11 protein-coding genes and 1 tRNA gene are annotated in these 12,170 nt (G+C 63.2%); 4 read left to right on the plus strand and 8 right to left on the minus strand.

Features of this window, described 5'->3' with window-relative positions; genetic code table 11:
* The first annotated feature begins 14 nt into the window (after positions 1 to 14).
* Positions 15 to 653: a LysE family translocator gene (locus ACMGT0_RS08215; RefSeq protein ID WP_054058924.1), complete on the plus strand. Its 639-nt coding sequence runs from the start codon at positions 15 to 17 to the stop codon at positions 651 to 653.
* Positions 654 to 732: 79 nt separating this feature from the next.
* Positions 733 to 2,007 (plus strand): diguanylate cyclase domain-containing protein, encoded by a 1,275-nt coding sequence (locus ACMGT0_RS08220; RefSeq protein ID WP_416772152.1) that lies wholly within the window; start codon positions 733 to 735, stop codon positions 2,005 to 2,007.
* A gap of 98 nt (positions 2,008 to 2,105) precedes the next feature.
* Here the strand turns inward: ACMGT0_RS08220 and ACMGT0_RS08225 are convergent, their stop codons facing one another.
* From ACMGT0_RS08225 to ACMGT0_RS08250, 6 genes are all read right to left on the minus strand, one after another.
* Positions 2,106 to 2,930 carry a 2OG-Fe(II) oxygenase gene (locus tag ACMGT0_RS08225; RefSeq protein WP_054058926.1) on the minus strand — a complete coding sequence of 275 codons (825 nt, stop codon included), beginning with the start codon at positions 2,928 to 2,930 and terminating at the stop codon, positions 2,106 to 2,108.
* 250 nt (positions 2,931 to 3,180) lie between these two features.
* Positions 3,181 to 3,254: transfer RNA gene (locus tag ACMGT0_RS08230), tRNA-Gly, on the minus strand.
* Positions 3,255 to 3,517: 263 nt separating this feature from the next.
* Positions 3,518 to 4,405, minus strand: coding sequence for an alpha/beta fold hydrolase (locus tag ACMGT0_RS08235; protein WP_416772155.1), 888 nt, complete (start codon positions 4,403 to 4,405; stop codon positions 3,518 to 3,520).
* A 310-nt stretch (positions 4,406 to 4,715) separates the two neighbouring features.
* Positions 4,716 to 5,408: a pseudouridine synthase gene (locus tag ACMGT0_RS08240; protein ID WP_054058928.1), complete on the minus strand. Its 693-nt coding sequence runs from the start codon at positions 5,406 to 5,408 to the stop codon at positions 4,716 to 4,718.
* A 38-nt stretch (positions 5,409 to 5,446) separates the two neighbouring features.
* Positions 5,447 to 5,659, minus strand: coding sequence for a cysteine-rich CWC family protein (locus ACMGT0_RS08245; protein ID WP_054058929.1), 213 nt, complete (start codon positions 5,657 to 5,659; stop codon positions 5,447 to 5,449).
* Positions 5,652 to 7,142: a sensor domain-containing diguanylate cyclase gene (locus ACMGT0_RS08250; protein WP_054058930.1), complete on the minus strand. Its 1,491-nt coding sequence runs from the start codon at positions 7,140 to 7,142 to the stop codon at positions 5,652 to 5,654. The genes ACMGT0_RS08245 and ACMGT0_RS08250 overlap by 8 nt, the downstream gene beginning before the upstream one ends.
* Positions 7,143 to 7,317: 175 nt before the next feature.
* On the opposite strand from ACMGT0_RS08250, the gene ACMGT0_RS08255 reads away from it, so the two are divergent.
* Complete coding sequence (locus ACMGT0_RS08255; RefSeq protein WP_416772158.1) at positions 7,318 to 8,169, plus strand: cache domain-containing protein; 852 nt, start codon at positions 7,318 to 7,320, stop codon at positions 8,167 to 8,169.
* Between the two features lie 161 nt (positions 8,170 to 8,330).
* On the opposite strand, the gene ACMGT0_RS08260 is transcribed toward ACMGT0_RS08255, so the two are convergent.
* Both ACMGT0_RS08260 and pobA read right to left on the minus strand, forming a co-directional pair.
* Positions 8,331 to 9,845 carry an MDR family MFS transporter gene (locus ACMGT0_RS08260; protein WP_416772159.1) on the minus strand — a complete coding sequence of 505 codons (1,515 nt, stop codon included), beginning with the start codon at positions 9,843 to 9,845 and terminating at the stop codon, positions 8,331 to 8,333.
* Between the two features lie 84 nt (positions 9,846 to 9,929).
* Positions 9,930 to 11,114 carry a 4-hydroxybenzoate 3-monooxygenase gene (gene pobA / locus ACMGT0_RS08265; protein ID WP_054063962.1) on the minus strand — a complete coding sequence of 395 codons (1,185 nt, stop codon included), beginning with the start codon at positions 11,112 to 11,114 and terminating at the stop codon, positions 9,930 to 9,932.
* A gap of 162 nt (positions 11,115 to 11,276) precedes the next feature.
* Here pobA and ACMGT0_RS08270 point away from each other — a divergent pair, with 162 nt between their 5' ends.
* Complete coding sequence (locus ACMGT0_RS08270; RefSeq protein WP_054057984.1) at positions 11,277 to 12,155, plus strand: helix-turn-helix domain-containing protein; 879 nt, start codon at positions 11,277 to 11,279, stop codon at positions 12,153 to 12,155.
* Positions 12,156 to 12,170: the final 15 nt, after the last annotated feature.

Genomic DNA, 12,170 nt, shown 5'->3' on the forward strand with positions numbered 1-12,170 from the left:
CCGCGGAGCCTTCTATGACCCCTTCATTGCTCATGGCCGTTCTCGCCTCGGGTTTCATTTATGGCATCACTCCAGGCCCTGGTGTGCTGGCGGTGTTCGGCATCGGTGCGGCGCGGGGACGACGGGCCGGGGCAGGGTTCCTTTGCGGTCATCTGCTGGGCGACGTGATCTGGTGCGGCACGGCTCTGGTCGCGATCGTCGGGGCGCGGGAAATCGGCAGCGGCGCCTTCGATGTGCTCGGTGTCATCAGCGGCCTCTACCTGTTCTGGCTCGGCTGGCGGGCGTTGCGCAGCCGCCGGGCCAATGGTGAAACGCCCCAGGGTGCGGCCCGGCAGCCGTTCTGGCACGGCATCCTGTTCGGCCTGACCAATCCCAAGGCCTACCCGGTGGCGGTCGCGACCTTTACCGCGCTGCTTTCCAGCCGTGCCGAACTGCTGACCTGGTCGATGCTGCCGGGGCTGATTTTTCTCAGTTTCCTGGGCGGGGTCGCGGCATACGCTATTCTCATCGGTGTCGTCGGTGCGCAACGGGTGCGGGTGTTGTACCAGCGACATGAATTGACGATCACGCGTTTGTGTGGGGTGATGTTCATCGGCTTTGCCATAAATGCACTGACTCACGCGTTGCCGGGGTTGTTGCCGAACAGGGCTTGAGTCGACGGCGCGGGGCAGGACGCCGGGATATTCCAAGGGACAGATACTGACGCTTAATTTTTCGGGCGATGTCTTCCTGATGGAAAGCAGAACTGTCACACCGGTTTCCAGCTTTTTCGACCTGCTGCTCGATGCGGTGTGTGCCGTCGACGTCGAGGGGCGCTTCGTGTTCGTCAGCGCCGCTTGCGAGCGGATCTTCGGCTACACCCCGGCCGAACTGATCGGCACTTCGATGATCGAGCTGGTACTGCCTGCCGACCGTGAGCGCACCCTCAACGCCGCCGCGCAGATCATGGCCGGCGAGCCCAAGCCGCATTTCGAAAACCGCTACGTGCGCAAGGATGGCCAGGTGGTGCATATCATGTGGTCGGCGCGCTGGTCGGAGGTCGACCAACTGCGCATCGCCGTTGCCCGCGATATCACCGAGCTCAAGCTGGCCGAGGCGAAGCAGGCGGCGCTTTACGCGATTTCCGAGGCCGCCCATGCGACCGAAGACCTGTTGGCGCTGTTCGAGCGGGTGCACCAGATCGTTGGCGAGTGGCTGCCGGCGCAGAGTTTCTGTGTGGCGCTGTACGACGGTGCGCGTGACCAGTTGAGCTTTCCCTACCACATGGACGACCGCCGCACGCCGTGCAACGTCGACGGTCATTGCGCGCAGATCGTGCGCAGCGGTCAGCCGTTGCTGTACAACGAAGCCGAAGCACCTTGCCTCGGTGTTCCCCTGGCCTCGCAGAACGGCATCATCGGTGCGCTGCTGGCCAGGAGTTCGGCGGGCGAACGCTATACCGGGCACGACCAGGACCTGCTGCAGTTCGTTTCCGCCCAGGTGGCGGCGGCCATCGAACGCAAGCAGTTGCATGCCCGGCTGCAGTACATGGCCCGTTATGACCAACTGACTCACCTGCCCAATCGCGGCTTTCTGCAGGAGCGCCTGAAGGCGGCGCTGAGCAGGGCGCGCCGGGAACACAGGCAACTGGCATTGCTGTATGTCGACCTGGACAAGTTCAAGCAGGTCAACGACAACTTCGGCCATGCGGTCGGCGACCTTCTGCTCCAGGAGGTCGCGCGGCGCCTGCAGCAATGCGTGCGTGAAACCGACACCGTGGCGCGGATCGGCGGCGATGAATTCGTCATCCTGCTGGAACAGTTGCACCTGGGCGAATCGGCGGCGCAGGTCGCCGACAAGATCCGCAGCCTGCTCAACGAGCCGATGGTCTGGGACGAGTGCGAGCTGAGCATCATGCCCAGTATCGGCATTGCCCTGTATCCGGAGAACGGCGAGGAGGCGCAACAGCTGTTCAAGCACGCGGATGAAGCGATGTATGGGGTGAAGCGTGGAGTGCGGGTGCACTGAACAGCGCTGCTTGGATCTCGGCCTGGCGAGGCTGTCCAGTTCGAGGGAGCAAAGCCTGAGCGCGCGCAATGGCTGCCGTTCTCAGGCTTGATGCCTCTTCAGGGCTTCGGTTTTCCAGCCTGGTCCTTGCCTCGACCTATACGAAACAGTTTGGACACGGCATTGCGCAAGGTGTTGTCGACGACGCCAAGGGCACGACGTCCCGGTTCATCGGGGCGGCCGTTGAATGACGTGACATGGAAGTATTCCTTGTCATCGTCGTCAGGCGATTCCTTGGAGAAGTAGTAGTTGGAGACACAGCAACGTGGTCCCTCCACCTGCACCTTGCTCACCGAATGCCAGGAGTATTTGTTCGTTTCCATCACGACCAGACGGTTGAACTTCGAAACCAGGGTTTTCTGTACCTTGACCTGTGGGTCCCAGAGTTCAAAGTTCCCACCGTTCTCCAGAGACCAGTCCGGTGCCACGTAGTAGAGCAGGTTCAGCCGGCGGTACAGGGCTCGGGCGGCATCATGGCTGTTGTCGATATGCGGGTTGAGGAAGTCGCCCTTGAACATCATCGACAGGCCCCCGGCGTAGAGGGTCGGATCCGGCAGGATGCCTTCGATGCCCACCAGTTCGGCAATCCTGCCCACGACTGATGGATGCTGTATCGCGAAGGTGATCGAACTGAGTATCTCGGGATGTTCGGCCAGGTTGCCGAGGGTTTTCTTTTTCTCGCGGAATGACTGTCTGTCGAAGAAGCCATCGGCATTTTTCGGGAAGGCATCGTAGATCTGTTGAGCCATATCGTCGGAGAGCAGCCCGTCGATGATGAAATGACGGGTCTGGGTACCTTGCGGGTTGCTCCATTGGCTTTGGATGTCGGCGCTCAGCTCGTTCAAGCGTTCAACAATAAGAGCTGCAATTTGAGGGGCGTCCATTCAGCGGATCCTGGGCTCAGGTGAAGAAAGGTTTTACGTGGGAGCGATTTTCCCTGGATTCGCAGTGAATGCCAAAGTGAAATCAGGGTTGGGCTGAAGAATACTACGACAGACTGATCGTGGGTGAGGATGAGGCGGTTAAACGCCAATCCGGAGCAGCGATCAAAATCTGTCCATAAAAAAACCGGCCTCTGTGGGCCGGTTTTCAGTCTTCATCGCCACTGTGGGCAACGTCGGACCTGATGCGATCTGGAGCGGGTAGAGGGAATCGAACCCTCAACTAAAGCTTGGGAAGCTTTCGTTTTACCACTAAACTATACCCGCTTTTTACATGTCTCTCTGCTCACCGAAGCGGCTTGTCCGAACGAAAACACGGGTTATCAGTTCGGACCGCTTGCGTGATGCCATTTCATGACACCCGCTCGGGTGGCCACTTTGTACCAGATGTTGCCGCGCAATTGAAGTTTTTCTTTGAAAATCTGTGTTTTAGCGGATGTTTCAGCTGCGAACCGCACCGGGGCTGATCACGGGCAAACGGCTGCAGGCCGGGGTGTTCCTGGCCGACCGTTGCCCGTGACCTGGCCTGCTCACATGGCTTGCGCATGGTGCTCCTGGACGTACCGGTAGTAGCGCGCCCGGCTTTCCTGGTGGCTGGGCCTGAGAAAGCCGAGCAGCGCGTGACGGGTGTCACGGCAGGCGGACTTGTGCTCCATGTCGAGGAAATGGCCGGCCGTGGCAATGGTGCTGAAGTGGCTCTGGCGCACATGCCTGCCGAACTGCCGGGCATCCTCGGGTGTGGTGTACTCGTCCCATTCGCCGTTCACGAACAGGACCGGGATGTCGATCCTGCTCGCCGACTTCAGGCAGCCCTGGCGATCGCTTTCGAGCACTTCGCGGATGTGGAAGTGCATCTGGCCATATTCATGCTCGGCCAGGCTGCTGACATGCCGAAAGTTGAAGCGCTTGAACAGCGATGGCAGATGCTTGCCGATGGTGCTGTTGACCAGTTGGGCGATCTGGGCGCGGTCACAGGCTCCCAGGTGTTGGACGCCACGCTCCAGGTAGTCGCGCATCGGCTCGTTGATCACCGGCGAAAACGAGCTGATCACCGCCTTCTCGATGCGCCGTGGCCGTTCGGCCAGGGCGACCAGGGTGGCGGCGCCGCCCCAGGAGAACGACATCACGTGCTCGGCGGCGAAGTGGTCGATCAATTCCAGCAGAATCTGCCCCTCGATTGCCCGGGTGAGCATCTTCTCGTGGTGGTTGTGCGGTCGGGACCGGCCGGCGTAGGGCTGGTCGTAGCACACGACGTTGTACTGCGGGTGCAGGTTTTTCACGGTCTGGGCAAATGACGCAGTCGTGGCCATCGAGCCGTTGACCAGGATAATGGTCTTTTCCGCGGCATCCGCGCGATAGAACTCCGTGTAAACCCGATACTGACCCTGTATATCCAACACAGCGATTTCTGGCGTCATGTCAAAGACTCCTGGCAAGCGGGTATGCGCGCAACTGACTGTGCACGAGATATATGACAGGTAGGCATTTGCCTGGAATTTTCAGCCCATGCCGGTCCGGTGACGCGCTGGCCGGCGGGTGTTGTTATAGGCGGGCAATCGGTCGGAAAACCACGGCTGGCAAGCCCTGGCGCCGACGAAAAGTTTTTTGCAGCTAGGCGGTGACCTGTCAGTCATTTTTTGGCTGACGGACTGATTCAAGCAGTGGTCCGGCGATTTCGCAAGGAGCGATTTGGCATAAGCGGCTCACTTCTGCTCAACGGTAGGTGACTCAAACCAGGGCGATTTCCTCGGCCGTCAGCGGGCGGTATTGCCCGGGGGCGAGCGCGTCGTCGAGCACCAGCGGACCCATGCGTTCGCGGTGCAGGCGCAGGACCTTGTTGTCGAAGTGGCCGAACATCCGCTTGACCTGGTGATAGCGGCCTTCGACGATGCTCAGCCGGGCGCTGCGCGGCCCCAGTCGTTGCAGTTCGGCGGGTTGGGTGGTGAGGTCTTCGAAGGCGAAGTACAGGCCTCGGGCGAACGTCTCGGCGTACTGCGCGCCGATCTCCTGCTCGGTTTCCACGTAATAGACCTTGGGCAGCTTGGTCTCTGGCCGGGTCAGGCGCCTGGACCACTGGCCGTCGTTGGTCAGCAGCATCAGGCCGGTGGTGTTGAAGTCCAGGCGCCCGGCGATGTGCAACTCGTCGACATCCGGTTCCTCGAGCAGGTCGAGCACGGTGCGGTGCTGCGGGTCGCGGGTCGCGCTGACACACCCCGTGGGTTTGTGCAGCATGAAATAGCGTGCCGGGCGGCCGGCCTGCAGGACCTCGTCGTCCACCTCGACCCGGCTGAATTCGCGCACTTCGTGGTGTGGATCAGCGGTGACCAGGCCGTCGACCCGTACCCGCCGTTCCGCCAGCAGCAGGCGGACCTGCTGGCGATTGAAGCGGGGCAGGTTGCTGAGGAATCGGTCCAGGCGCATGGAGGGATGATCGCGGGAAAACGGGCCGGCATTCTACGTCATGATGGCGGCGGCTGCTTCAGCTGTTCATCCACCTGGGCGCAGCGCGGGCACAGGCAGGCGGCGTTGCGCAGTTCGGCGGGCAGGGCCTCGAGCACGGCCGGGTCGATCCTGACGCTGTAGCACCAGCAGGGCCGGGTTGCGGTGCGCGGATCGGCCAGGGTGCAGTCATTGCGCGCACCGCAGGCGGGGCAGAGGCTGGCGTCAGGCATGGGCGGGGATCGCCACGTCGCTGCAGACACGGTTGCGCCCACTCTGCTTGGCCCGGTACAGCGCCTGGTCGGCGCGGGCCAGCAGGGTGTGCAGGGTATCGTCGGTGTGCAGTGAAGTCAGACCGATGCTGACGGTCAGGTGCAGGCTCTTGCCGTTGTAGCCGTAGCGTTGCTGTTCGATGTGCTGGCGAATCTTCTCGGCGATCAGATGGGCGCTGGCGCTATCGGTGTCCTTGAGCAGGACGATGAATTCCTCGCCACCCCAGCGGCAGATGATGTCCGACTGGCGCAGGCAGCTTTCCAGGTGTCGGGCGAAGCCGCTCAGCACCACGTCGCCGGCCAGGTGGCCATGGCTGTCGTTGAGCTGCTTGAAGTGGTCCAGGTCCAGCAGCAAGGCGGTCAGCGGCTTGGGCTCGCGCTGGGCCTCGTTGAGGGCCTGGGCCGCCAGCAGGTCGAAACCGCGACGGTTGGGCAGGCCGGTGAGGCTGTCCTGGGTGGCCAGGGCCTGGATCTTGCGCTGGTAGCGATGTATCACGCGATTGAGCAGGGCCAGCACGATCAGGGTCACCACCAGGCAGATCAGCAGGTTCAGGTACAGCGACTGGCGAATGCCGCTGAGGGCGCCGTCCTCGCGCTTGTCGACGAACAGGTACCAGTTCAGTTCCGGAATGAAGCGCACATTGAGGAAGTGCTTCTTGCCGTCCGGCTCGGCGTATTCATAGCTGCCGTCGTGAGGCTTGGGCAGCTTGGCCTGCAGGTTCTGCAGGCTTTGCAGATGGTTCAGCGACTGGCCGACCCGGGCGCCCTCGGGGCCGCCGTCGGCACCGGTGAGCACCAGGCGGCCGAAGTTGTCGACGAAGTACACGCTGCGCTGATAGCGCTGCTGGTACTTGTCGATCAGCTTGACCACCGCGTCGACCGTCAGGCCGACTCCGGCCGCGCCGATGAAGTTTTCCTGGTAGTCGAACACCTTGTAGTTGATGAAGAACGTCAGGCTGTCATGGTTGGCCATGTCCGGGTCGACGTTGATCTCGTAGGGTTCCTTCATGTCCCGCACACGGAAGTACCAGAGGTCGCGTGGCTCGTTGCTGCGCACTTTTTTCAGCACGCCCTTGGCTTGGTAGTAGGTCAGGTTGCTGTTGGAAACGAAGAAGGCGGTATAGGCGCCGTAATGGGTCATGACCTCGTTGAGGTAGCGGGTCATCTGCTGCGGGTCGCGCTCACCGGCCATGACCCAGTCGCGCAGGAAGGTGTCGCGGGCCATCATCGAGGAGATCAGGATGGGCCGTACCAGGTCCTTCTGGATCTCCGAGTAGACCGTGTCGGAGGTCAGCGGCAGTTCGGTATTGATGATGCCGTCGCGGATCGAGGCCCGCGAGGCGTAGTAGCTGAGCAGCGAGGTGGCCAGGAAGCCGCAGCCGAGCAGAGCGATCAGTGTCACGACCAGGGAGCGTTGCGAGTAGATCACGGAGCGAAACGGCATCACGATTCCATCGGCGGGTGTGCGATGGACGCATTCTAGTGCGGCCTCTGGAAAATAACCGCTCAATTTTGACGGCTATCCGCGGCTGTCGAGGCGACCCCTGTCTGCTGAATGCTTCCGTATAGGCCGCGACGGTCTACGCTGCTGGCAGATCAACAGGAAGGGGGACTGCACCATGGGGTTGGGTTTGATTCGGGCCTTGTCGGGCTGTCTGATGATGCTGTTGTGCCTGGGACCGGTGCTGGCGGCGACCGCGTCGGACGATCAGGCGCCGGCGGCCAGGGCCCTGCTGGAAAAGGCCCTGGCCTATTACCGCGAGCAGGGCGACAAGGCGTTTGCCGCCTTCAGCCGCCAGGGAGAGTTCGTCGACCAGGATCGTTATGTCTTCGTGGTCGATACCCACGGGGTGATGCTGGCCAGTGGCGGACCGTCCTCGGCGCTGATCGGCCGGGACGTTTCCGAGGTGCTCGGTGCGGATTTGCGCGAGGCGTTCAAGGCCGCGCTGAACACGCCGGAAAACGCTGGAATCCGGGAGGCCGAATATCGTTGGCGGAACTGGAAGGATGGCAAGGTCGAGCGCAAGCGGGTGTTCTACCAGCGGGTCGGCGAGCGCATCCTGGCGGTCGGCTACTACCTGCCCCGGGCGTCGGCGCAGGAAGCCAGGGCATTTCTGGCCCGGGCGGCGACCGAACTGGACAGGGACCGCCAGGGGTTGCTCGATGAGATCAACGCCCTGCCGGGCGGTTTCCTGCAGGATGACCTGTATGTCTTCGTGGTGGATCTCAAGACCCGTCGATACCTGGCCCATGGCACCAATCAGCGTCTGGTCAATACCGATTTCGCCAAGGTCCGGGACCCCGACGGCAAGCCGGTGGGAGAACCGATCCTGGCGTTGATGAACAGGCAGGCGGAGGGCGAGTACGAGTATCGCTGGAAGAACCCGGTGACCGGCAAGGTCGAAAACAAGCACACCTACCTCAAGCGGGTCGGGCAGGTGCTGGTGGCGGTCGGGTACTACCGCTCCTGAAGTCGAGTCTATCGACTGCCCCGGGTGGGAGCCGGCTCCCACCCGGGGCGACCCCGGACTGGCGTCCGGCTCGTGCCCTGTAGGAACCCGGCTTGCCGGCGAATACGTCCGCAAGCCCTGCCCAGGGGAGGCCATCGCCACAAGCCGATACCAGAGCCCCTTCAGCGGGCCTTGTCCTCCCGCCCACGCAATACCCGGTTGGGCATGGCGATCGCCGCGGCCAGCCCGAGCAGGGCAACCCCGGCGCTGATCAGCAGCAGATGGCGGAAGGTCAGCAGCAACTCGGCCCGCAGGGCTTGCCGGGCCGGACCGGCGGCGTTGAGTCCGTCGAGCAGGGCATTGCCCGCGCTGCCTTCGCCGAGCACCGCGCCGCTGGCCAGATGGGTCAGGCCCGAGCCCTGCACCAGGGCCAGCAGCAGCGCCGACATCAGCGCCACGCCCACGGCGCCACCCAGTGAGCGGAACAGGTTGGTGGTGCTGGTGGCAACGCCGATATCGCGCTGTTCCACCGAGTTCTGGGTGCCCACCAGCGAGGTCGGGAATTGCAGGCCGCCGGCAATGCCGCACAGCAGCATGAACAGGCTGCTCAGCAGCACCGCCTGGGGTGCGGTAAAGGCCATGCCGAGAATGGCCAGCGGCATCAGCAGCGCGCCACTGAGGATCAACGGCTTGTAGTAGCCGGTTACCGAGGTCATGCGCCCGGCGAAGTAGGCCCCCATGGGCAGGCCCATCGCCAGCGGCAGCAGGTGCAGTGCCGCACTGTCGGCACCGGCGCCGGTCACGCTCTGCAAGCGCAGCGGCATCAGCACGGTCAGCGAGATCGCCTGAAAGCTGGTGAAGAAGACCGTGCACCAGCACAGCACGGCATTGCGGTTGAGGAACAGGTGCATCGGCAGCAAGGGTTCGAGGGTGCGTCGTTCGTGCAGGACGAACAGCGTCAGGCCGACTGCGGCAATGGCCAGCAGCCCGAGCACATCGCTGTCGCTCCAGTGGTGGCCCTGGCCGATCCGGGTGATGCCCAGCAGCAGGGCGGTCAGGCCGATGACCATCAGCACCGTGCCGAGGTAGTCGATGATCGGCTTGCGCTGCGGCACCGGCAGCCCGACCAGCACCCGGTGGGCGACCCACCAGGCCGTCAGCCCCAGCGGCAGGTTGGTCAGGAACACCCAGCGCCATGACAGGTATTGGGTCATGTAGCCGCCCAGCACCGGGCCGGCGACGCTGGCCAGCGCATACATGCTGCTGAAGTAGCCCTGGTAGCGACCGCGTTCCCGCGGTGGCACGACATCGCCGATGATCGCCTGGCTGACCGAAACCATGCCGCCGGCACCGATGCCCTGAATGATCCGCGCCAGCACCAGTTGCTCCATGCTCTGGGCCAGGCCGCAGAACAGCGAGGCCAGGGTGAACAGGCCCATGCCGAACAGCATCAGCCGGCGGCGGCCATAGAGGTCACCGAGCTTGCCGTAGATGGGCACGGCTACGGTCATGGCGACCATGTAGCCGGAAATCACCCAGGCCAGCAGGCCGACATCCTTGAACTGCGCGGAAATGGCCGGCATCGAGACCGCAACGATGGTCTGGTCGAGGGCACCAAGGAAGATCGCCAGCATCAGGGCGATCAGTAGGCTGCGAATCGCCGGCTTCGTCTGGCCGGGCTGATTGAGGTTGGTCACGGTATAACCTGCACGCGGAAGTGGGCCCGCACTCGGGCGGCTGCGCCGGGTGCGGGAATGCGTGTCAGTTTACTCGATAGCTTGCTATTCGATAGCCTCATACGGAAGGCCGACGTAATTTTCCGCGATGGTCCGACGCCCGGCCTCGGAGCTGACGAAGTACTCCAGTTCGGTCTGCTGCAAGCGTTGGCTGAAGGCATCGGTATCGGGGAAGCGATGCAGGATCGAGGTCATCCACCAGGAGAAACGCTCGGCTTTCCACACCCGCCGCAGGCAGATCCGCGAATACTGTTCCAGCAACTCACTGCGCCCTTCGCGGTAGACCTTGAGCAGGATATTAAACAGCGTGCTGACGTCGCTGGCCGCCAGATTCAGCCCCTTGGCGCCGGTCGGCGGAACGATGTGGGCGGCGTCGCCGACCAGGAACATCCGGCCGTACTGCATGGGTTCGACCACGAAGCTGCGCAGCGGCGCGATACTCTTCTCGATCGACGGACCGGTGACCAGGCCCCGGGCCAGGCTGTCTGGCAGACGCGCCTTGAGCTCTTCCCAGAAGCGCGCATCGGACCAGTCCTCGACCTTCTCGTCGGCCGGCACCTGCACGTAGTAGCGGGTGCGGGTCGGTGAACGCATGCTGCACAGGGCGAAGCCGCGCTCGTGATTGGCATACACCAGTTCCTCGCTGACCGGCGGCGTGTCGGCGAGAATCCCCAGCCAGCCGAACGGGTAGACCCGCTCGAAGATCTTCAGCGCCTCGGCCGGAATCGACTGCCGCGCCACACCGTGGAAACCGTCGCAGCCGGCGATGTAGTCGCAGTCCAGGCGGTGGGTCTGGCCGTCCTTCTCGTAGGTCAGCCAGGGCGCGTCGGTCTTCATGCCGTGGGGCTGGACGTTGCTGGCGCTGTAGACGGTCCGGGCGCCCGCAGCCTCGCGGGCGGCCATCAGGTCGCGGGTGACCTCGGTCTGGCCGTAGATCATCACGCTCTTGCCGCCGGTCAGGGTCTTGAGGTCGATATGAACCCGGCGTCCGTCGAAGGCCAGCTCGAAGCCGCCATGCACCAGGCCCTCGGCGTCCATCCGGCGATTGACCCCGGCCTGGCGCAACAGATCGACCATGCCCTGTTCCAGCACCCCGGCGCGGATGCGGCCGAGCACGTACTCCGGAGTCTGGCGTTCGATGATCACGGTGTCGATGCCAGCGTTGTGCAGCAACTGGCCGAGCAGCAGGCCGGACGGACCGGCACCGATAATGGCGACTTGAGTTTTCATTGTTGTTCTCTCTGCAAGCTTCACGCGGCGGGCCGGTGAGTAGGTTGTTATGATTTGTGCTTGCATTTTTCGCTTGAAAAAGACGCTTTAGAAGGTGAAAACTGCGCCTTTATCGGTACTTTTCAACAATAAGGGCGATTATCGCCCAAGGCTCGTGCACAGATGGAAAAGCCAGTGACGGCACCGATCCCGGTGTTCAAGCTCTACGGAGAGGACCAGGACTGGATCGCCCCCGACCTGTTGCACTGCGAGACCATTCCCAAGCGCAGCCGCCTGCATCATTGGGAAATCCAGCCGCACCGGCATGCTGATCTGTGCCAGTTGCTGTTTCTGAACAAGGGCCAGGCCCGGGTCGATATCGAGGGGCAGCGCACCACCCTGAATGAATCGGCGATCCAGGTGGTGCCGCCCCTGTGCGTGCACGGCTTTCAGTTTTCCGAGAACATCGACGGCCATGTGCTGACCCTGGCCGCACCGCTGGTGGCGCAACTGCAACAGCAACTGGGCAGTTCGCCGGACGCGCTGGCGCTGGCCGCCAGCTACCCGGCGGGGCGCGACCGGGCCTACCTCAACCGCTTGTTCAGTGCCTTGCAGAGCGAATACGCGGCGAACCAGCCGGCGCGGGACCTGCTCCTGCGCTCGCTGGTCAGCGTGTTGCTGGTGTGGCTCAGTCGCCAGGTGATCCGCCGTGAGGCGGCGGGTCAGTCGGCCGGACGAGGGCGCGAGTACCTGAGCCGTTTCAACGGGCTGGTCGAGGCGCATTTTCGCGAGCATCCGACGGTCGAGCAGTTGTCTCACCAGGTGGGGATCTCGGTGGCGCACCTGAACGGCATCTGTCGGGAATGGGCGGGGCAGTCGGCGTTGCAACTGATCCACCAGCGGCTGTTGCTGGAAGCCAAGCGCAACCTGATCTACACGCGCATGAGCGTCAGCCGGGTGGCGGACGAGCTGGGTTTTGCCGACCCGGCCTACTTCGCCCGGTTCTTCCGCCGCATGACCGGGCTTTCGCCCAGCGCCTTTCGCGCCGGGATCGACCGCTAGGCTGTGTACGAAATT

This window comes from Pseudomonas sp. RHF3.3-3 (assembly GCF_048069595.1).
Taxonomy (GTDB): Bacteria; Pseudomonadota; Gammaproteobacteria; order Pseudomonadales; family Pseudomonadaceae; genus Aquipseudomonas; species Aquipseudomonas fuscovaginae_B.

Bases quoted from the DNA above. Each gene is read 5' to 3' on its own strand.
- ACMGT0_RS08215 (WP_054058924.1), top strand. From the start codon at position 15: ATGACCCCTTCATTGCTCATGGCCGTTCTCGCCTCGGGTTTCATTTAT.
- ACMGT0_RS08220 (WP_416772152.1), top strand. From the start codon at position 733: ATGGAAAGCAGAACTGTCACACCGGTTTCCAGCTTTTTCGACCTGCTG.
- ACMGT0_RS08225 (WP_054058926.1), bottom strand. From the start codon at position 2,930: ATGGACGCCCCTCAAATTGCAGCTCTTATTGTTGAACGCTTGAACGAG.
- ACMGT0_RS08235 (WP_416772155.1), bottom strand. From the start codon at position 4,405: ATGACGCCAGAAATCGCTGTGTTGGATATACAGGGTCAGTATCGGGTT.
- ACMGT0_RS08240 (WP_054058928.1), bottom strand. From the start codon at position 5,408: ATGCGCCTGGACCGATTCCTCAGCAACCTGCCCCGCTTCAATCGCCAG.
- ACMGT0_RS08245 (WP_054058929.1), bottom strand. From the start codon at position 5,659: ATGCCTGACGCCAGCCTCTGCCCCGCCTGCGGTGCGCGCAATGACTGC.
- ACMGT0_RS08250 (WP_054058930.1), bottom strand. From the start codon at position 7,142: ATGCCGTTTCGCTCCGTGATCTACTCGCAACGCTCCCTGGTCGTGACA.
- ACMGT0_RS08255 (WP_416772158.1), top strand. From the start codon at position 7,318: ATGGGGTTGGGTTTGATTCGGGCCTTGTCGGGCTGTCTGATGATGCTG.
- pobA (WP_054063962.1), bottom strand. From the start codon at position 11,114: ATGAAAACTCAAGTCGCCATTATCGGTGCCGGTCCGTCCGGCCTGCTG.
- ACMGT0_RS08270 (WP_054057984.1), top strand. From the start codon at position 11,277: ATGGAAAAGCCAGTGACGGCACCGATCCCGGTGTTCAAGCTCTACGGA.